The 18,773-nt window shown below is 71.9% G+C and carries 18 protein-coding genes and 3 pseudogenes; 5 read left to right on the forward strand and 16 right to left on the reverse strand.

All coding sequences use genetic code 11. From position 1 onward, the window contains the following. Positions 1-35: 35 nt before the first annotated feature. From IE262_RS36600 to IE262_RS36610, 4 genes and pseudogenes are all read left to right on the forward strand, one after another. A pseudogene (locus tag IE262_RS36600) lies at positions 36-656 on the forward strand (carboxylesterase family protein); the annotation flags it as partial. Positions 657-765: 109 nt separating this feature from the next. After that, positions 766-1,158 (forward strand): annotated as a pseudogene (locus IE262_RS40395) (YybH family protein); the annotation flags it as partial. Between the two features lie 87 nt (positions 1,159-1,245). Further along, positions 1,246-1,602 (forward strand): annotated as a pseudogene (locus IE262_RS40400) (YybH family protein); the annotation flags it as partial. 171 nt (positions 1,603-1,773) lie between these two features. Continuing rightward, positions 1,774-2,646: a universal stress protein gene (locus IE262_RS36610; protein WP_189879832.1), complete on the forward strand. Its 873-nt coding sequence runs from the start codon at positions 1,774-1,776 to the stop codon at positions 2,644-2,646. A gap of 180 nt (positions 2,647-2,826) precedes the next feature. Here IE262_RS36610 and IE262_RS36615 read toward each other — a convergent pair whose 3' ends face one another. From IE262_RS36615 to IE262_RS36690, 16 genes are all read right to left on the reverse strand, one after another. Beyond that, on the reverse strand, positions 2,827-3,447 hold the full coding sequence (locus tag IE262_RS36615) for a V-type ATP synthase subunit D (RefSeq protein ID WP_189879834.1): 621 nt from the start codon (positions 3,445-3,447) through the stop codon (positions 2,827-2,829). Beyond that, on the reverse strand, positions 3,444-4,925 hold the full coding sequence (locus IE262_RS36620) for a V-type ATP synthase subunit B (protein ID WP_308432838.1): 1,482 nt from the start codon (positions 4,923-4,925) through the stop codon (positions 3,444-3,446). The genes IE262_RS36615 and IE262_RS36620 overlap by 4 nt, the downstream gene beginning before the upstream one ends. Next, positions 4,922-6,598, reverse strand: coding sequence for a V-type ATP synthase subunit A (locus IE262_RS36625; protein WP_229877879.1), 1,677 nt, complete (start codon positions 6,596-6,598; stop codon positions 4,922-4,924). The genes IE262_RS36620 and IE262_RS36625 overlap by 4 nt, the downstream gene beginning before the upstream one ends. Before the next feature lie 83 nt (positions 6,599-6,681). Beyond that, entirely contained in the window at positions 6,682-7,209 is a 528-nt protein-coding gene (locus IE262_RS36630) for a hypothetical protein (RefSeq protein WP_134042329.1), read from the reverse strand. Beyond that, positions 7,206-7,433, reverse strand: coding sequence for a hypothetical protein (locus IE262_RS36635; protein WP_229877881.1), 228 nt, complete (start codon positions 7,431-7,433; stop codon positions 7,206-7,208). The genes IE262_RS36630 and IE262_RS36635 overlap by 4 nt, the downstream gene beginning before the upstream one ends. A 2-nt stretch (positions 7,434-7,435) precedes the next feature. After that, positions 7,436-7,852, reverse strand: a complete 417-nt coding sequence (locus IE262_RS36640; protein ID WP_134042327.1) for an ATP synthase subunit C — start codon at positions 7,850-7,852, stop codon at positions 7,436-7,438. Further along, a complete protein-coding gene (locus IE262_RS36645) occupies positions 7,849-9,348 on the reverse strand; it encodes a V-type ATPase 116kDa subunit family protein (RefSeq protein ID WP_189879838.1) in 1,500 nt (499 codons plus the stop codon). Before IE262_RS36645 ends, IE262_RS36640 begins: the two co-directional genes overlap by 4 nt. After that, positions 9,335-10,318: a V-type ATPase subunit gene (locus tag IE262_RS36650; RefSeq protein ID WP_189879840.1), complete on the reverse strand. Its 984-nt coding sequence runs from the start codon at positions 10,316-10,318 to the stop codon at positions 9,335-9,337. The genes IE262_RS36645 and IE262_RS36650 overlap by 14 nt, the downstream gene beginning before the upstream one ends. Further along, on the reverse strand, positions 10,318-10,818 hold the full coding sequence (locus IE262_RS36655; RefSeq protein ID WP_189879841.1) for an ATP synthase subunit B family protein: 501 nt from the start codon (positions 10,816-10,818) through the stop codon (positions 10,318-10,320). Before IE262_RS36655 ends, IE262_RS36650 begins: the two co-directional genes overlap by 1 nt. Before the next feature lie 244 nt (positions 10,819-11,062). Continuing rightward, entirely contained in the window at positions 11,063-11,308 is a 246-nt protein-coding gene (locus tag IE262_RS36660; protein WP_134042321.1) for an acyl carrier protein, read from the reverse strand. 18 nt (positions 11,309-11,326) lie between these two features. Next, a complete protein-coding gene (locus IE262_RS36665; protein ID WP_189879843.1) occupies positions 11,327-12,805 on the reverse strand; it encodes a dihydrolipoamide acetyltransferase family protein in 1,479 nt (492 codons plus the stop codon). Between the two features lie 2 nt (positions 12,806-12,807). Next, positions 12,808-13,803 (reverse strand): alpha-ketoacid dehydrogenase subunit beta, encoded by a 996-nt coding sequence (locus tag IE262_RS36670; RefSeq protein WP_189879845.1) that lies wholly within the window; start codon positions 13,801-13,803, stop codon positions 12,808-12,810. Between the two features lie 2 nt (positions 13,804-13,805). Continuing rightward, positions 13,806-14,918: a pyruvate dehydrogenase (acetyl-transferring) E1 component subunit alpha gene (gene pdhA, locus IE262_RS36675; protein WP_134042315.1), complete on the reverse strand. Its 1,113-nt coding sequence runs from the start codon at positions 14,916-14,918 to the stop codon at positions 13,806-13,808. Next, positions 14,915-16,705, reverse strand: a complete 1,791-nt coding sequence (acsA, locus tag IE262_RS36680) for an acetate--CoA ligase (RefSeq protein WP_189879847.1) — start codon at positions 16,703-16,705, stop codon at positions 14,915-14,917. The genes pdhA and acsA overlap by 4 nt, the downstream gene beginning before the upstream one ends. A 134-nt stretch (positions 16,706-16,839) precedes the next feature. Then, positions 16,840-17,517, reverse strand: coding sequence for a CBS domain-containing protein (locus tag IE262_RS36685; RefSeq protein WP_189879849.1), 678 nt, complete (start codon positions 17,515-17,517; stop codon positions 16,840-16,842). Positions 17,518-17,541: 24 nt separating this feature from the next. After that, positions 17,542-18,021, reverse strand: coding sequence for a cyclic nucleotide-binding domain-containing protein (locus IE262_RS36690; RefSeq protein WP_134042309.1), 480 nt, complete (start codon positions 18,019-18,021; stop codon positions 17,542-17,544). A 318-nt stretch (positions 18,022-18,339) separates the two neighbouring features. On the opposite strand from IE262_RS36690, the gene IE262_RS36695 reads away from it, so the two are divergent. Next, on the forward strand, positions 18,340-18,759 hold the full coding sequence (locus IE262_RS36695) for a CBS domain-containing protein (RefSeq protein ID WP_134042307.1): 420 nt from the start codon (positions 18,340-18,342) through the stop codon (positions 18,757-18,759). Positions 18,760-18,773 lie beyond the last annotated feature (14 nt).

Raw genomic sequence — 18,773 nt, forward strand, 5'->3', positions numbered from 1 at the left:
AATCAATTTATTGATCCGATCGAGGAGCGCCCCCCATGGCCACAGTCCAATCCCCCGAACCCGAGGTCCGTACCACCGCCGGTCTGGTGCGCGGCCGCGCCGAGGGCGGCCTGGCCGTCTTCCGCGGCATTCCGTACGCCGAGGCCCCTCTCGGCGAGGCCCGCTTCCAGGCGCCGCCGCCCGTGCGCGGCTGGGACGGTGTTCGGGAGACGTACGACTTCGGTCCGCCGCCCCCGCAGGGCGCGAACATGCGCGGCCGCAGCGACAACGGCCTCTTCAGCGGCACCGGCGACAACTGGCTGACGGTCAACGTCTGGACCCCCGCACCGGCTCGGGCCGCCCGTCGCCCGGTGAGGGTGTGGATCCACGGCGGCGCCTACAAGCACGGCTTCTCCGGCAGCCCCGGCTACGACGCCCAGCACATCGCCCGCGACGGCGACGTGGTGTTCGTCTCGCTGAACTACCGCGTCGGCATCGAGGGCTTCGCGCAGATCGAGGGCGCGCCCGCCAACCGTGGCTTCCTGGACCAGGTGGCGGCGCTGGAGTGGGTGCGGGAGAACATCACGGCGTTCGGCGGCGACCCCGATCAGGTGACCGTCCTCGGTGACTCGGCCGGCGCAGGGTCCATCGCCTCACTGATGGTCATGCCGACCGCCTGACGCGCGATGAGTTTTCTGCTCGGCGCCGGTCCGTGTGTGGGGAGGAGAGCAGACTCGCCCCTCGCGTTCCGGCGCGACAACGGCGGTGAAAGGAACCGGTATCGGTATGTCCGACGACACTGAGCAGATCCGCGACCTGATCGAGCGGTGGGCGGCGGCCGTGCATCAGGGCGCCCTGAACGTGGTCACGGCCGAGCACGCCGACGACATCGTGATGTTCGATGTGCCGCCTCCGTACGAGGGCGTGCGGGGCCTTGACGCGTATCGGGAGGTCTGGCCGCCGTTCTTCGTCTGGCAGGCGCAAGGCGCCTGCTTCGACATCGAGGAGCTTGAGGTCACGGCGGGCGAGGACGTCGCCTTCGCCTTCGCGCTGCTGCGCTGCGGCACCGAGGAGGAGCTTGCCGATCAGCCCGAGCTCCGGCTGCGGCTCACATGGGGACTGCGCAAGGAGGAGGGACGCTGGGTGGTGGCGCACGAACACCATTCCTTCCCCGACCTCCACGGCCCGGACGAACAGGCCCGGGCCGAACGCGAGGTGCGCGCGGTGCACCAGCACTGGTTCGACCGCACCGCCGCGAAGGACCTGGACGGGCTGATGGCCCACATCGCCGAGGACATCGTCTCCTACGAGCACGACGCGCCCCTGCAGTACATCGGCCGGGACCGGGTGCGTGAGGTCTGCCGCGCGGGCCTGGACTCGGCGCCAGGCGCGGTGACCTGGGACGTGCCCGAGTTGAAGGTCCTGATCCGCGACGACCTCGCGGTTGTCTGGGGACTGAACCACATGACCGGCGAGACGGACGACGGGACAACCGACGGCACCTGGTCACGGGGCACCCGGGTGTTCCAGCGACGCGGCGGCGAATGGCACATGATCCACCAGCATGTCTCCTACCCCTACGACCCGGAAACCGGCGAGACGAAGACCGACCTCCGCCCCTGACCTCCCACACCGAACCCACACCGAACACCGCAGCCTTCAAAGAGTGCCGGCTCACGCGCCAGGGGTGCTCCTTCTCGATGTGGCGAAGCCGTGGCGTGGCGGCACTCGGCGGCACGGGTGAGGCTGGAAGTGCAGCGAACGGACGGCGGCGCGGAGACCTTGGAGGTGCTCATGACTGCTGCGTACGGGCGTCGGCCGATCGTTGTGGGCGTCGACCCCGATCCTTCGAAGCGGCTGGCACTGGCCTGGGCCGCCGACGAAGCGAGGCGACGTGGCCTGCCGCTGCGGCTCGTCCACGCCCAGGGCACGCCGACCCGTGGGTATCGATCGGGGGAGGTGCGGCCGTCCTGGGAGGAGTGGAACCGGGCGCTGCACGGCCTGGGCAACCAGGTGCTCAAGGAGGCGGTTGCGTTCGTCGAGTCCCGGTGGCCCGCGGTGGAGGTGTCGACGCTGCTGGCGGAGGGAGAGCCGGCGTGGGTCCTGCGCGAGGAGGCGCGGGGCGCCGCCCAGGTCGTGGTGGGCTCCTGGCGCCTGAGCAGACGACGTGAGATGTTCTCCTCCGCCTCGGTGGCGCTTCCGCTCGCGGCGCACGCTCCCTGCCCTGTTGTGGTCGTACCGGAGCCGGAACACATCACCCAGCAGCCCGCGTACTTCGTGGTCGGCGTCGACGGCAGCCCGCATTCGGCAGCGGCGGTGGACGCGGCGTTCGAGGAGGCATCCCTGCGGGGAGCGCTCCTGCGGGCCCTGTACGTGTGGCACCCGCCGCTTCTCGGTGCCCTGGACGAGGGTGCCGCGGTGCGGGAGTGCCGTCGTGTGCTGTCTGAGACTGTCGCGGGCCGCAGGGCGACGCACCCGGATGTGGAGTTGCACCACGAAGTCGTCCGCGGGCACCCGGTGCAGGTCCTGACGGAAGCCTCGGGACACGCCCTGGGCCTGGTCGTGGGCACCCGGGGGCGCGGCGGATTCACGGGCATGCTGCTGGGCTCGGTGAGCCAGGGAGTACTGCACCACGCCCGCTGCCCCGTCATCACGGTCCCGGTGTGAGTCGGCTCCCTGACGGAAGCCGCACTCAAGGCACTCCGCGTGCGGGGCCGATTCCACCGGCGAAGACCTCGTCACCGCGCGGGAACGCATGATGCGCACCGGCCCGGCTGGAGCGGTGGAACGGGAGATCCATGCGGCTTTCCAGCGAGCTGCCTTGCATGGAAGGAGCACGCGGAACGGTCACCATCCAGCCGCCCGGGCGGCCCAGCGTCGGCGGACGGTGTCCTCGTGCTCGGCCTGCTCCAACGACAGGTTGGCATGGTCGAGCGCCTCCCGCAGGTGGGGGATCCAGTGGCGCCGCAGGGCACGGACCCTGTGCCGGGTGCTGATGAGCTCCGCGCCCACCAACTCGGTTGCGGCGTGCGCGGCCGCGTACTCGGCGGCGGCACGCACCGCGTGGCCGTAGGCCGCTTCGGCGTGCACGAGGGCCGTGTTGGCGGGAGCGGCGGCGGAGGGCGGACGGGCGGGTACGGTCAGGGAGACCGCCGCCGGGTGGCGTACCCCCATGGAGACGGTCCAGCGAACCGTGACATCGGCAGGGCCGATGCCCGCGGCGGCCGAGTCGAGGGCCTGTTGGCCGCCCAGGAGCAGTCCTCGCAGTAGCCAGCTCTCGGCCTCCGACAGCAGGTTCCGCCAGGCGCGGTCGGCTGCCTCCTCCGCGTGCAGCAGCCGCTGGTGCTCGGAGCGCAGGATGCGGAGCTTGTGTTCCAGCAGGTCGGCTCCGCGCTCGGCGACATCGAGGCTGTGCCGCAGCCGCAGTCGTCCCGCGCGGCCGGGCGGCGTACGACGGGCGCCGGTCATCGGGACGCCTCCCCGTCGAGACCGTCGAGACCGTCGAGATGGTCGAGATCATCGGGATGGCCGGGGTGGCCGGGCTCGTCGAGGCCCTTCGCCCCGTGGGCGTCCAGGAGGCGGGCGGGAAGCATGGAGAGCTGGCTGCGGGGCAGCGTGAGCAGAGCCCGCCAGCCCCGCTCCAGCGAGGCGTCGAGGGCGCGCGGTTCGTCACTGCGCTGGTCGACGAAGTCCCACAGGAACGCCTCCTCGAAGTCGAGGTAGCGGCGGTCGGTGGGGCTCAGCGCCGCCTGGCCGACCAGGTCCGCGAGATCGCGGACCTGCCGGACCCGGGCCAGGGCGGCCAGTAGCTGGGCCGCGACGTCGAGGTGGTCGTCACGGGTACGGCCGGGACCGGCGCCCTTGCGCATCAGCCGGGAGAGCGAGGACAGGGCGTCCAGCGGCGGGTACACGCCCCGCGCGTGTGTCTCGGCCGAGAGCACGATCTGGCCCTCGGTGATGTAACCGGTCAGGTCCGGCACGGGGTGGGTGATGTCCCCCGCGGGCATGGTGAGCACCGGCAGCACGGTGACGGAGCCGGGACGGTCGCGGAGGCGTCCGCAACGTTCGTACAGCGAGGCCAGGTCGCTGTACAGATAGCCGGGGTAGGCGCGGCGGGCGGGGATCTCCCCGCGGGCGGCGGAGACCTCGCGCAGGGCTTCGGCGTACGTGGTCATATCGGTCATCACCACGAGGACGTGCCGTGCCTCGGTGAAGGCGAGGTGTTCGGCGACGGTGAGCGCGATGCGCGGGGTGAGAATTCGTTCGATCACCGGGTCGTCGGCGGTGTTCAGCAGCAGGACGAGCTCTCCGGCCACGGACCGTGCCTCCAGGGCGTCCCGTACGAAGGAGGCGTCGGCGTGGGTCAGGCCCATGCCCGCGAAGACCACGCTGAACGCCTCTCCCGCGGTGGTGGCCTGGGCGGCGATCTGGGCGGCCAGTTCCAGATGCGGCAGCCCGGCCACGGAGAACACCGGCAGTTTCTGTCCCCGTACCAGCGTGGTCAGGGCGTCGACGGCCCCGACACCGGTGAGCACCGGCTCGGACGGCGGCTCGCGGCGCACCGGGTTGAGGGGGGCGCCGCCCACCTCGGCGGTGTGGGAGCCGAGGACGGGCGGGCCTCCGTCGAGGGGCTCGCCGCGGCCGTTGCAGACACGGCCGAGCCAGTCCGTGCCGACCGGAACGCGCAGCGGGCTGCCCGTGAACGCCGCCCGGACGCCCTCCGGGTCCATGCCCGCGGTGCCCTCCAGCACCTGTACCACCGCCCTGTCGCGGTCGGCGTCCAGGACCACGCCGTGGCGCCGTTCGCCCGACGCGAGGGTGATGCGTACGTATTCGTCCCAGCCGACCCCCGAGACGCCTTCGACGATGGCGAGCGGACCTCGAAGTTCGCCCACATGCGTGTACTCGATCGCACCGGACAGGCTCATGGATCCGGACGGGTTCATGGCTGCACCGCTCCCAGTCCGGCGAGCATGGCGTCCCGCCGCGCCGCCACCCCGGCGATATCGTGCGGGCCGGTGTCCTCGCGGGCGCGCAGGAGCGGACCGAAGTCGACCTCCTCGACCGAGGCCGCCGGGACGCCGGAGTCCACCAGTTCACGGCAGCGGTCGGCGACCGCGAGGACGGCGTCGGTCAGGGCGGCCGTCTTCTCCCGGCCGCAGTACGCGTCCCGCTCGGACAGTGCGCTCTGCTGCAGCACGCCCTCCCGGACCAGCCTCCCCGCCAGCACACTCATCCGCTCCCGCGCGGGCAGGGCCGCTATGCCGATCAGTTCCACCAGATCGGCCAGCCGGTCGGCCTCCGCCAGCACCGCCCCCACCCGGTCGCGACGCCCGGCCCATGCCGGGTCTCCGGCCGCCCGGTGTCCCGCGGCCAGAACCGGTACGTCCCGGGAGAAGGACCCCGCCCAGGAGAGGGCCGGGTAGTGGCGGGCGTACGCGAGGTCGCGGTCGAGGGACCACAGACAGCGGACGAAGCGTTCGGTGTGCGCGGTCACCGGTTCCGTCATGTCCCCGCCGGGCGGGGACACCGCGCCGATCACGGTCACCGATCCCCGTTCGCCGCCAAGGGTGGTCACGGCGGCGGCCCGCTCGTAGAAGGCCGCGATCGCGGAGGCAAGCCCGGCCGGGTAGCCCTCCTCGGCGGGCAGCGCGCCGGTACGGGACGCGAACTCGCGCAGCGCCTCGGCCCACCGGGAGGTCGAGTCGGCGATGACCACCACGTCCAGACCCATGTCCCGGAAGTACTCGGCGACCGTCACCCCCGTGTGGACGCTCGCCTCACGCGCCATCATCGGCATGTTGGAGGTGTTGGCGATCGTCACGGTGCGGTCCGCGAGGCGTCCGCCCGTGCGCGGGTCCCGCAGCTCCGACAGTTCGGTGATGACGTCGGCCATCTCGTTGCCACGCTCCCCGCAGCCGACGTAGACGATGACGTCGGCGTCGCACCACTTGGCGATCTGCTGCAGCAGTACGGTCTTGCCGGTGCCGAAGCCACCGGGCACGGCCACCGTGCTGCCCCGGGCCACGGGGAAGAGCAGGTCGATCACCCGCTGACCGGTGTTCAGGGCCTCGTGGCTGTCGACCCGCTCCCGCACCGGGCGTGGCCGACGCACCGGCCACCGGGTGCCGGCCGTCACCTCGGTACCGTCCACCACCGCCACCACTGCCTCCCGAGGGTGGTCCCCGGCGACGGCGATCTCCTCCACCGCGCCCCGGCATCCGGGTGGCACGAGGACTTTCACCGGCACCGGTCCGGCACCGCGGATCTCCCCAAGCGTCTGTCCCTCGGTCACCTGCTCGTCCTGAGCCACCAAGGGGGAGAAGGACCAGGTGCGTTCCTCTGCCGCGGCTCGCTGCGTGCCGGGCAGCAGCCAGTCCCCGGCACCGGACAGGGGGCGCAGCAGACCGTCGAAGATTCCGCCGAGCAGTTCTGGACCGAGCCGCACCGACAGCGGATGGCCCCGGGGCAGCGCCGTCTGCCCGGGAGCGAGGCCGCCGGTGTACTCGTATGCCTGGACGGTGACCACGTCACCGCTGATGGCCACGACCTCGCCGGGCAGCCCGGCCGGGCCGATCGAGACCAGGTCGTACATCGCGATGCCACCCGAGTACTCCATTTCGACCAACGGCCCGGTGACACGCAGGATCCGGGAGACCGGCTGCCGCGCAGCAGGTCGTCGACGAGTCCCGGAGGCTCCCGTCACGGCTCCCACAGGCTCCGCACCTCCCCTCCCATTCGGTCCAGCGCGCGGTCGGCCAGCACCGTCAGCGAGAGATCGACCTGCTTTCCCGGCGCCCGGCCCACCACACCTCCTTCGGCGTGCTCGCTCACCTCGGCGGCGGGACCCAGCAGGACACGGGCGCGCTGCTCCAGCCGCTCCCGCACGGCGGCGTAGCCGTCGGTCCGGCGCAGCTCGCGGACCCGTTCGGCGGCCTCGTGGCGCAGTTCTTCATACGCCTCCCGGCGGGCGGCGAGCGTGCGGGACCTGGCCTGCCGCCGGGCCGTGACGAGGAGATCGCGGGCGGCGTCCGCGCCGTCGGCCTCGCCCTGCCGCCGGGCCTCGTCGAGGATCGCGCGGGCCTCGGCGCGGGCCTGGTCGAGCCGGGCGGCGGTCTCGCGCTCCGTGCGGGCCAGGAGCGCTGCGGCGTCGGCGTGAGCGGACCGCAGCAGGCCCGCCCGTACCGGGTGGAGCGCGTCCGTCGTCTGGTCGGGGGCCGGGGGCGTCATGGCGGCATCACCGCGGTCAGCGGCCGGCGGCTCCCGAGCGCCGCGAGATCCGGCCCCAGCGCCTCGGCCGCGGCAGGGGTGAGGATCACCAGCTCGATGCCGTCCGGCAGGCTGCGCCAGAGGCGGCGTACGGCGTCGGGGTCGTCGGCGAGGAGGACGACGGCTCCGGCCAGGGCCAGACCGGCCACACGGTCCCGTTCTCCGAGGGCGGCGACGCTGCCCATGATCAGGCCTTCCCGATGAGAATGACGGCGACGACCAGCCCGTAGATGGCGATGCCCTCGGCCAGACCGACGATGACCATGGCACGACCGAAGAGTTCGGGCCGTTCGCTGAGCGCCGCGAGGGCGGCCGCGCCGGTGTAGGCGACGGCGACGCCCGCCCCGATCGTCGACCCGGCCACCGCGATCGCGGCACCGATCAGGGCGGCGGAGCCGGCGCCGGGGTCCCGTGCCACCGTGGTCGCGGCCTGCGCGGATCCTCCACCGAGCGCCAGGGTCAGCACCACGGCGGCCGCCACCAGCAGCACGGCGTCGGCGGCGACCATCCACCACAGGGCCGTCCGGCCCGAGCGTCGCAGCACAAGGCGTACGACGACGAATCCCGCCACGATGACGGGCAGGGCCAAGAACCAGGTGATCACGATTGCTCCTCCCTCGCCGGGGCATGCCGGACGGCCTCCCCATCTGCGGGCGGCTCGGTGTCGGGGGCCGGTCCCGTGAGGTGCCGCACGGGCAGATGCCACGGCTTGAAGGGGCGGCCCTCGCCCACGAAGAGCCGGGAGAACAGCTCGTAGAACTCCAGCCGCAGCGCCTGGACACCCGCCACCAGTGCCTCCAGCGAGAAGGCCACGGCATTGCCGAGCAGGAAGACGAATGCCGCCGCGACGACACCCGCCGGGCCCCGGCCCGCCAGAGCCGTCGTGCCGTCCCAGACGATCGCGCCGAGCGCCGCGTGGGTCAGACCGAAGGCCGCGAGTCGCGCGAAGGACACGACGTTGGAGCCGATCCGGACCAGCGCGTCGAAGAGCTGGACACCGGTCTGCACGGCACCGCCCGGACCGCCCGCCGTGGTCGTGTACAGTCCCACCCCGGCCAACGTCAGGCCGACCGCCGCGATCGCGGCGCCCACGACCACGTACACCACCTGACCGAGCCACACATACCCGGCGATGACGGCGAGACCGAGGTAGAGCGCCGCGCCGGCGATTCCGGTGGTCGCGTACAGGGCCGCGGTCGGTCCGCCCTCCCGCCACCGGTTCACGATCCCCGCGGCATAGGCCACGGCCAGCAGCACGGCGCCGAGCCCGACGGCGGAGGTCAGCAGCCGCATGGGCTCCTGCAACGGTTCCAGCCACAGCACGGGCAGCACCCCGGTCGGGCCGAAGAACTCGCCGTACGCGGCCCCGGCCAGGGTGGCGGCCAGCCCGGCCCCGGCGACGAAGGGCCACAGCGGGTGCAGTGCCGCCAGTCGGCGCGGCCGGCCCGCCCGCAGCAGGAGCGCGATGGCGACCAGGAGCAGCCCGTGACCGGCGTCACCGAACATCAGGCCGAACATCACCACGTAGACGATCCCGGCCGGCAGGGTGGGATCGAGGTCGGCGTAGGGCACGGTCCCGTACGTCGTGACCAGGGGCGTGAAGGAGCGGCGCACGGTGCTCGCCGCGTACCCCGCGGGCACCGTGCCCGCTCCGGTCAGCAAGGTCGGCGGATCGACACCGCGCGGGCCCCGCAACGGCACCAACGCACCCCCGACCCCGGCGATGCGCGCGGCCGTGGAACCCACCTCCGTCTCGGGGCACCAGCCGGCCAGCGCCGCGACCTCACCGTGCCGGACCGCGCTGCCGAGCCGTTCCTCCAACTGCGCCTCGCCCGCCAGCAGATCCGTCCGGCCCTCGCGCTCCAGGGCGTCCAGGTCGGGGGGAGCCTCGCTGAGCACCGGTCGCGTCGGCTCGGCGCGCAGCCGCTGCAGGCGCGTCGCCGCAGGTCCACGGACATCCGGCCCGCTGTCCCCGGCCAGGTCGATCTCGACGCAGCCCACCTCGGCGATCCGCACCAGGCTTGCCCGCAGCGCCTGCTCGGGAGCCACGACGGCCACCCTGCGCATACGGACCGGGACGGCCGCCTCAGCCCGGAGCATCGAGCACCTCCACGGGCCAGTCCCCGGGGCCACCGCCCCGGGCGGCCAGTTCCAGCGCACCGCGGGTCCGCCATGCGTCGGCGGACAGCAACGCCACGGCCCCGACCACCGGCTGCGGGCCGAACCGTGACCGGCGCAGCAGTTCCCGGCCATCCCGCTCGACTGCCTCCCACCATCGTGCCTCCGCCCGCCACAGATCCGCCGCCTCGTCGACGTCGTCCAGCAGCCACCTCGCGGTGACCGGCAGCGCCTGCCGGAACTCGGCGTACGACGCCGCTGCCACCGCACGTGGGCCGAGCAGGCGGGCTGTCCGGCGGGCGGAGACGTCCGGCATCCGGCGGCCGACGACGAACACCTCGCGGGCGAACAACAGGGCGAGCCGGGCCGTGGCCCAGCGCACCGCGTCGGGAACGGTGGTGGCGAGCCGTACGGCAGCGGAGGCCCGCATGCCGGTGGCGACCGCGGCGGGGGAGTCGCCTCCGGGGTCGCCCCAGGCGGAGGTTGCGAGGGCCGTACGCAGTTCCGACGGCGTACGGGTGCGGACGAGCCGTGGCCAGGCGAGCCCCAGCGCGCCCAGGCGGTAGGGCGGGGGGTGGAGGCGCCCAGAGCCCTGCTGTCGTGGGTCGGGCCCCGCCCGGCCGGAGGGCTCGGCCGAGAGGGAACGCAGATGGTGCCCGGTGTTGGAGATCTCGAATCCGGCGGCGAGCGCCCGGACGGCGTCGGCGCCGGTGGCCGGCTGCCAGCCGGCGAGGACCCGCAGATGCCAGAGCAGGGTCGCCGAGACCGCACGCTGGGCCTCGGCCAAGGTGGCGCCGGGGGTGACGTCGTGCCGGTATGCGGTGGCCGCCAAGTAGCGCAGGGCGTCGTCCAACGTCCGGGACCCGGCCACGCTGCGGACGCCGTCCGCGCCCAGGCATCTCGTGCGCAGGGCCCGTGCCCGGGTCACACCGGCCACCCATCCGGCGCCCATCAGGGATCATCCTCCCCGCGCCTTCCGCGGCCCGGAGCCCCCTGAGGCGCCGGTGCGGGTGGCGGTCCCTCTTCCGCCGCGAGGTCCTCCAGCACCAGTGCGAGCACACGGTCGGCGAGCGGGGACGTCCGGGACCTGGCGCGGTCGCGTACAGCGGTCGCCTCCCGTTCAGCCGCGGCGCGCAGGGCCGCCGCCTCGCCTTCGGCGGCACGCAGCACCTGCTCGGCGGCGCCTGCCCGTATCCGACCGGCCTCCTCACGCGCCTCGGCCACGATTGCCTCCGCCTGCCGATCGGCTTCCCGCCGGCGTGACGCGGCGGTGTCGGCGGCCCGCTCGCGTACGGTCCGGGCTTCCGCCTCGGCATGCTCAAGCAGGGCCAGGGGCGGTGCGAGTTCCGCACGGAGTTCGGCGGAGCGGTCCCCGGGGACACCACCGGGTGCGGCACGGCCGGGCGAGGCCGCCGGCCGGAACCGTGTCAGAAAGTCCCGGAAACCCGCCACGAACTCTCCTACAGGTCGGTCCAAGACCCTGCTCTCAGTCTTCCCCTGGCGCGCTTCCCAGTCTCTACGGTGGACGGGGACCTGTCGCGTCGCACTGGGCCAGTTGTCCCGCATCCGGGAGCCCTCATGGCGGAACCGCACAAGGCTCTGGTCCCCGAACCGCTCGCTTCTGTGGGGACGCCGACGGCACCGAAGCGGTCTGAGCCGTAGCAGTCCACTGGGTGCACATCACAGCGTGTGGCTGTCACTGCGTGTGGGCGACGAGGAAGTCGGCGCAGCCCGCGAGCGTGGTGAGCCGGGGTGTGTCCTCGTCCTCGATGCGGATGCCGGACCGTTCGCTGAGGACCTCGACGAAACTCAGGAAATCCAGTGAGTCCATCTCCAGCATGTCGCGGAACGCGTCGTCCGGTCCCAGTGCGCCGACGTCGGCGTCGGGAATGACGCGGGAGATCGACTCCCTGACCATGTCCAGTGCATCGGTTCGGTTCATGTTCACAGGTGCTCCGGTTCACAGGTGCTCCGGGTTCTGCAGGAGGCGGGCGACCACCGTGAGGTACCGGGCACCGACGGCACCGTCCGTCGCCCGGTGGTCGGCCGAGAGGGTCGCCGTGACCACGGGCCGCACGCCCAGCAGGCCGTTGACGGCGCACGGCCGGTCGACCACGCGCCCGAAACCGACCAGGGCCACTTGCGGCGGGTGGATCACGCCGAAGATCGTCTCCACTCCTTGATCGCCGAGGTTGGTGACCGTGAGCGTGGCGTCGGACACCTCGGACCCGCGCAGCCTGCCCGTACGGGCTCGGGTGACCACGTCCTTCAGGGCCGTCATCAACTGCGGGAGCGCCAGGGCGTCGGCATGGTGCAGCGCCGGGGCCACGAGCCCGCCGCCGCGCAGGGACACGGCCACGCCGAGGTGGACGCCCTCGCCGGCCGTGAAGTGGTCATCGGTCCAGAAGCCGTTGAGCTCGGGGACGTTCCGGGCAGCCAGAGCCGCCGCCTTGAGCAGCAGGGCCGCGGGGAGCAGCCGTTCACCGACCGGGCTGTGCCGGTTGTGCTCGTGCAGCCAGTCCATCGCGGCGGCCATGTCCACGGTGGTGGAGAGGTAGTAGTGGGGGATGTCCCGGTTGGCGCGTGTCATCAGGCCGGCTATCGCCTGGCGCATGGCCGCGGACCGGTCTTCCAACGGGCCTTCGGCAGAGGGCCGTGCGGCGGAAGGACGTACCGGGGTGGCGCCCGAGGGCCGTGCGGGGGCCGACGGGCCCGGGGCTGCCTGGCGGACGTCCGTGGCACGGACGGCCGACTCCCTGCCCGTCCCCGTCACCGTGGTCAGGTCGACGCCCAGTTCGGCGGCGAGCCTCCGGGCGAGGGGGGTGGCCCGCACGCGAGGCGGCCGAGCAGTGGCTCGGGCAGCCGCCGCTTCCTCGACATCGGTCCGGGTGACGCGCCCTCCGGGGCCGGTGCCGTGGAGGGTCTCCAGGTCGATGCCGCTCTGTTCGGCGAGATGCCGTACCAAGGGGACTGCCTCGATGCGGCCGGGCTGCCGAGCGGCGGTCGGTACGGGCACGGGCACCGGGACGGTTACGTGGGGTGGGGACGGGGGCTCGGAGGGTTCGCCCTCCGTCGGTACCGGGCGGACCGGTCGTCGCCCTTCCACCTTCTCGGCTTCCGTCGGCCCCTCAGGTTTCCTGGCCTTCGCCGGTTTCCGGGGTTTGTGCGGCTTCTTCGTCCTTCCCGGTTTCCCGGCTTTCTCCGCCATTGGCCCGATCAGCGCGAGCGGCGTGCCCACCGGCACCGTCGTGCCGGGCTCGACGAGCAGATTCGCCATGGTCCCGGTTTCGAAGCACTCCACCTCGATCGTCGACTTGGCGGTTTCGACGACCGCGACCGGATCGCCCTTGTGGACCGGGTCGCCGGGCGCCACCAGCCATTCCAGGAGCGTGCCCTCGTCCATGTCGGCGCCGAGGGACGGCATGGTGAACTCGGCCATGATCAGTCCACCGCCCGGTGGGCGGCCGCGACGATGTCAGCGGTCTGCGGCAGGGCGGCCTGCTCCAGCCGCCGGGCGTACGGTATGGGCACCTCCGCACTGCACACCCGCTCCACGGGTGCGTCCAATTCGTAGAACGACCCTTCGGCGATGCGGGCGGACACTTCGGCCGCGAGGCTTCCCGTGCGCCACGCCTCGTCGATGACCACCGCACGGTGGGTACGTGCCACGGAGGCGGTGATGGCCGCGTCGTCGAGAGGGCGGAGCGCGCGCAGGTCGATGACTTCGGCGCGGATGCCCTCGGCAGCCAGTTCGTCCGCTGCCGCGAGGGCCTTGGGCAGCGAACCGCCGTATGTGATCAGGGAGATGTCGGTGCCGGCGCGGCGGATCGCGGCATGGTCCAGGTCCATGGCTTCGGAGGGCGGGCGGAGTTCGCCGGAGACGTTGTAGAGGCTCCCGTGCTCGAAGATCAGTACGGGGTCGGGGTCGGCGAGTGCCGGGGCGAGCATGTGGCGTGCGTCCTCCAGCGTGGCGGGGGCGAGGACGCGGATGCCGGGGATGTGCGCGTACCAGCCTTCCAGGCTGTGCGAGTGCTGGGCGGCGAGCTGCCGTCCGGCGCCCGTGGTCATGCGGATGACCAGCGGCACGGGTAGCTGGCCGCCCGACATGTGCAGCAGAGTGGCGGCGTTGTTGAGGATCTGGTCCAGGGCGAGCAGGCTGAAGTTGACGGTCATGATCTCGACGATGGGCCGCATCCCGGCCAGGGCGGCGCCGATGCCGGCGCCCACGAACGCGGACTCCGACAGCGGGGTGTCGCGGACGCGTTCGGGGCCGAACTCCTCCAGCAGACCGAGGCTGACACCGAAGCATCCGCCGTATCGGCCCACATCCTCGCCCATGAGGAAGACGCGGTCGTCGGAGCGCAGGGCCTCCCGGAGGGCCTCGCGCATCGCCTCCCGGTAGGTCGTCTTCTCCTCGTGTGTTCGGCCGCCGCCCACGGTCAACCCACCGCCCGTGCAGAGGAACTCGTGACGTGGTGGAGCAGGTGCCCGACTGGCTCCTCGGGCGCTTGTTCGGCCGCTTCGACGGCGTGGTCGACCTCGGCGGTGATCCGCTGCTCGATCCGGGCCACATCCTCGTCGCTCAACTCGCGGTTCTCACGCATGCGGTCCGTGAGAAGGCTGATCGGATCCCGGGATTTCCACTGCTCGATCTCTCCCTTCTCGCGGTACCGGTCCGGGTCGTACATCGAGTGAGCCCGGAAGCGGTAGGTGCGCAGCTCCAGGAAGTGCGGTCCGGTGCCGGCCCGGATCCCCTCCACGGCCTGTCGGGCGGCCCGCTCGACGGCCTCGACGTCCATGCCGTCCACGGCCCAGGCGACCATGCCGTAGGAGGTGGCGCGCATCGCCAGGTCGGTCTGTGCCTCGTGCCGCTCCAGGGCCGTGCCCATGGCGTAGAGGTTGTTCTCGCAGATGAGGAGCAGAGGCAGCTTCCACAGGGCCGCCAGGTTCGCGGTCTCGTGGAACTCGCCCTCGGCGAAGGCACCGTCGCCGAAGAAACAGCAGGTGACATGGGTCTGTCCGCGCATGTGGTCGGCGAGGGCGAGCCCGGCGGCCAGGGGGAGTCCACCGGCGACGATCGCGTTGCCGCCGTAGAAGCGGCGGCTCGCGTCGAACAGGTGCATCGATCCGCCCCGGCCGCCGCTGCACCCGGTCGTCCTGCCGTACATCTCGGCCATGACGGCCTCCGCGGTGATCCCGCGGGCCAGCGCGTGGCCATGTTCTCGGTAGGTGGAGACCACCGCGTCCTCGGGTGTCAGTGCTTCGTTGACGCCGACGGCGACGGCTTCCTCGCCGATGTACAGGTGGACGAAGCCGCGGATCTTGGCGGCGCTGTACAGCTCGACGCACCGTTCCTCGAAGCGCCGGATGCGCAGCATGTCCTCCAGCAGCTCCATCCTGTGCGCGGTGTCCGGTCCAGCGGCCGGAACCCTTGTCGTCGGGCCCCTGGCGCTCTTCGTCTTCTTCATCGTCGTGGTCTTCTTCGCGGCCGTTCTGGCGGTTTTCTGGGGTGCCGGGGCCTTCTTGGCCCGGGTGGTGCCGGCCGGACTCATGAGGATCCCTCCAACGTCGACAAGTCGCCGGTGGGCAGACCGAGTTCGCGTGCGCGCAGCAGTCGGCGCATGACCTTGCCGCTGCGGGTCTTGGGCAGGTTCTGGTCGAAGGCGATCTCCCGGGGCGCGACGGCCGGGCCGAGCCGGCGACGGGCGAAGGCCAGCAGTTCGCGCTCCAGTCCCCCGGTCGCCTCGACGCCGGGGCGCAGCGACACGAACGCCTTGACGACCGTCCCGGCGACCGGATCGGGTCTGCCGATCACTCCGGCCTCCGCGACCGCCGTGTGTTCCATCAGGGCGCTCTCCACTTCGAACGGGCCGATCAGATGCCCGGCCGACTTGATGACGTCGTCGGTGCGTCCCACGAACCAGTACCAGCCGTCCGCGTCCCGCCTGACCAGGTCGCCGGTGAGATACCAGTCGTCGGTGAACGCGGCTTCGTAGCGTTTCTTGTCGTGCAGATAGCCGCGGAACATCGACGGCCACCCCGGCCGCAAGGCCAACTCGCCTTCCACCTCCGGGCTGTCCACCTCCGTCACCCTGCCGTCGGTGACCATCGCCCGGCCGTCCTCACCCTGCTTCAGCACGGTCGCCTCGACACCCGGCAGCGGCCGTCCCATGGAGCCGGGTCGGATCTCGCAGGCCGCGAAGTTCGCGATCATGATGGAGCCGGTCTCGGTCTGCCACCAGTTGTCGTGGACCGGCAGGCCCAGGACCTCCCGGCCCCACACCACGGCCTCCGGGTTGAGGGGCTCGCCGACGGATGCGATGAATCGCAGGGCAGACAGGTCGTAGGAGCGCGGCAGATCGTACGGGCCCTCGCGCGGCGTGGCACGCATCAGCATCCGCAGGGCTGTGGGCGCGGTATACCAGACGCTGACCCGCTGCTCGCTGAGGATCCGGTACCAGCGCCGGGCGTCGTAGTCGCCCTCGTCGACGACCACCGTGACGCCGTGCACGAGCGGGGCGACGATGCCGTACGACATGCCGGTGACCCAGCCGGGGTCGGCGGTGCACCAGTACACGTCCTCGGGGTGCAGATCGAGCGCGTACGCGGCCGTGGCGTAGTGGGCCACGACCGCTTCGTGGACGTGGACGGCGCCCTTGGGGGCGCCGGTCGTTCCGCTGGTGAAGTGCAGCAGCGCCATGTCCTCCGGCGAGGTCGGCGGGATGGTGAACGCGTCCGAGGCCGCGGACATCAACTCGTCGAAGGAGAGCGTGCCGGCAAGCTCCTCGGCACCGGGCCCGACGATGAGGACGTGTTCGAGGACGGGGAGCGACGCGCGCCGGCCGGCGACCTTGCGTCGGTACAGGGCCGCCGTGGTCACCAGTACGCGGGCGTCGCCGAGCCGCAGCCGCTGTTCCACCGGGTCCGGGCCGAAGGCCGAGAACAGCGGGCACAGGACGCTGGTGTTCTTCAGTGTGCCCAGCACCGCCGTGTAGAGCTCGGGACAGCGGCCGAGCAGGGTGAACACCCGGTCCCCGTGGCCGACGCCAAGTGACCGCAGGACGTTCGCGAAGCGGGCCGTACAGTGGGCCAGTTCCTCATACGTGACGGTGGAGACCGTGTCGTCCCGGGCGACGCACCGCAACGCGGCCTTGTCCGCGTGGTCCGACGCCGCGTGCCGGTCGACCGCCTCGTAGGCCATGTTGAGCCCGCCGCAGGGCAGCCCGGCCAGTGAGGTGCGCGCCTGGGACCATGTGAAGGCGGAGCGTGCCCGGTCGTAGTCGATGAGATGAGGAAGGACGACCGGTGCGGTGTCTTTGTGGATCGTTTCCCAGTGCATGGGTCACTCCTCCCGGCACTGCCCCCGATCTCCAGAGTCGCCGAGCCCAGCCCCGGCCGCATGTCGGTCGCGGGACACGGCCGCGGCCCGCCCGGACGGGCCGCGGCGGGCGGGCGCCCACGTCCGGCAGCCGGTCACGGTGCTTTCTCGGGCGCGCCCGAAGCGGCTGACTGGCCGGTGAGATGTGGTTCGACGTCCACGACACCCTCCACGGCGCGCACGAGGCGCACAGCGACCGAGATGAGCGAGGTGTCGCTGATGTGTCCGCGGAGCGTGACGACCCCCTCGTGCACGTTCACGTGGATGGCGTGGCTGAAGGCCGGGAAGAGGTACGACACCACGGTGCGGCGGACCTCCTCCTCGATCTCCTCGTCCGGCCGCAGGAAGACCTTCAGCAGGTCGGCGCGGCTGACAATCCCCTGGAGCATGCCTTCGTCGTCGATCACGGGCAGTCGTTTGACGCGCCGGACGGCCATGATCCGGGCTGCCTGGGCGAGTGTGGCGTCGGAATGGACCGTGATGGCGGGCGCACTCATGAGCTCCCCGGCCGTCACGGCCCCCGCCTTGGCGAGGTCGGACAGACGCCGGCGCTGCTCAAGGAGGTTCGGGTCGCTGTCGCGGAACTCCTCCTTCGGCAGCAGATCGGCTTCGGAGACGACGCCGACGACGCGCCCTTCACCCTCCAGCACCGGCATGGCACTGACCTTCCACTGCTCCATCGTCCGGATGATCTCCTTGAAGAGCGCGTCGCGCCCCACAGCCACGACTGTCCGGGTCATCACATCGCTCACGATGTGCGGGGTCTCAGGCACTTGGGGCCTCCTCGTTCAGCCTCATCAGGGCACCTCGCCCGCACCGTGGGGTGCGTACAGGTCGAGGAGCCGCACCCGGGCGGACCTGAGCCGGCCGGCGATCACTCCGGAGACATAGGTCAGCAGCGCGTGATCCAGCTCCGGGTCCTTCCCGCACAGCTCACGGACCGCGGTCGCGTCGAACTCGTAGGCACGCACCGGGCTGCTGGCCTGAGCCCCCAGGTGCCAGCGATGGGGAGGGACCAGCCACGACCAGCCCAGCAGTTCCCCCGCGCCAACGGTCTCGATGACCGCCGCACGGCGGCCGGGTACGTGAAGGTCGAGGGCGACGGTGCCCGTGTGGATGATCCAGAAGCGGTCGGCCCGGCCGCCCTCGTCGAAGATGCGCTCGTCGATCGCGAAGGACACCTCGCGAGCGAGTGACATGAACTGCTCGCGATGTTCCTTGGTCAGGGCGCCGAAGACGCCGGTCCTCGCAACCACGATGGGCCCTCCCTTCGCCATGCCGTCGAAGCAGAGGCGGGCTCGTGTCAGGCCGATGCGGCAGCCATGGTGGTGATGCGCATGGCACCCTGTTCCTCCTCCCGGTCCTATGACTCCACGATCGCCGCAAACCGGCGCGGTGCAACCCGGACCGGGACCCGCTTTCGGGAGCCGGTCTCCTCTGAAGGCCACGGACTGGGCGGTGGGCGGCTTGTCCTCTTCGCCGGGAATGCGCGAGGAATCCGGAGAACTCACACTGGCCGTAAGGAGCACCGGTCGGCGCGGGCCAGGCTGCACGGGGCCGCTCCGACCGGATCGCGAGGCTCGAAGGAGACGGTCATGACAACAGCACGGGAGATCATGCACACCGGTGCCATCTGTGTGCAGGAGAGCGAAACGCTGGAGGACGCGGCGCGCCGGATGAGCGAACTGGGTGTCGGCGCACTCCCGATCTGCGGGCCGGACGACCGGCTCCACGGGATCGTCACCGACCGGGACATCGTGGTGAAGTGCCTCGCCAAGGGCAAGGACCCGAAGGCCATGCAGGCGGGACAGCTCGCGCAGGGCAAGCCGATCACGATCGACGCCGAAGCCGACACGGACCAGGTGCTGCGGGCCATGGAGGAGCACAGGATCCGGCGGCTGCCGGTCATCGACCACCACCGGCTGGTCGGCATGATCAGCGAAGCGGACCTCGCACGCCGACTGCCGGAGGACAAAGTGGGCCACTTCGTCGAGGTGGTGTGCGCCTCTCGCTGACCGCCAGGCCATGC

The sequence above is a fragment of the Streptomyces bluensis genome (assembly GCF_014650715.1).
In the GTDB taxonomy this organism is placed as follows: domain Bacteria; phylum Actinomycetota; class Actinomycetes; order Streptomycetales; family Streptomycetaceae; genus Streptomyces; species Streptomyces bluensis.

Coding starts and splice junctions, on each gene's coding strand:
- IE262_RS36610 (WP_189879832.1), top strand. CDS start 1,774: ATGACTGCTGCGTACGGGCGTCGGCCGATCGTTGTGGGCGTCGACCCC.
- IE262_RS36615 (WP_189879834.1), bottom strand. CDS start 3,447: ATGACCGGCGCCCGTCGTACGCCGCCCGGCCGCGCGGGACGACTGCGG.
- IE262_RS36620 (WP_308432838.1), bottom strand. CDS start 4,925: ATGAACCCGTCCGGATCCATGAGCCTGTCCGGTGCGATCGAGTACACG.
- IE262_RS36625 (WP_229877879.1), bottom strand. CDS start 6,598: ATGGAGTACTCGGGTGGCATCGCGATGTACGACCTGGTCTCGATCGGC.
- IE262_RS36630 (WP_134042329.1), bottom strand. CDS start 7,209: ATGACGCCCCCGGCCCCCGACCAGACGACGGACGCGCTCCACCCGGTA.
- IE262_RS36635 (WP_229877881.1), bottom strand. CDS start 7,433: ATGGGCAGCGTCGCCGCCCTCGGAGAACGGGACCGTGTGGCCGGTCTG.
- IE262_RS36645 (WP_189879838.1), bottom strand. CDS start 9,348: ATGCTCCGGGCTGAGGCGGCCGTCCCGGTCCGTATGCGCAGGGTGGCC.
- IE262_RS36650 (WP_189879840.1), bottom strand. CDS start 10,318: ATGGGCGCCGGATGGGTGGCCGGTGTGACCCGGGCACGGGCCCTGCGC.
- IE262_RS36660 (WP_134042321.1), bottom strand. CDS start 11,308: ATGAACCGAACCGATGCACTGGACATGGTCAGGGAGTCGATCTCCCGC.
- IE262_RS36665 (WP_189879843.1), bottom strand. CDS start 12,805: ATGGCCGAGTTCACCATGCCGTCCCTCGGCGCCGACATGGACGAGGGC.
- pdhA (WP_134042315.1), bottom strand. CDS start 14,918: ATGAGTCCGGCCGGCACCACCCGGGCCAAGAAGGCCCCGGCACCCCAG.
- acsA (WP_189879847.1), bottom strand. CDS start 16,705: ATGCACTGGGAAACGATCCACAAAGACACCGCACCGGTCGTCCTTCCT.
- IE262_RS36690 (WP_134042309.1), bottom strand. CDS start 18,021: ATGGCGAAGGGAGGGCCCATCGTGGTTGCGAGGACCGGCGTCTTCGGC.
- IE262_RS36695 (WP_134042307.1), top strand. CDS start 18,340: ATGACAACAGCACGGGAGATCATGCACACCGGTGCCATCTGTGTGCAG.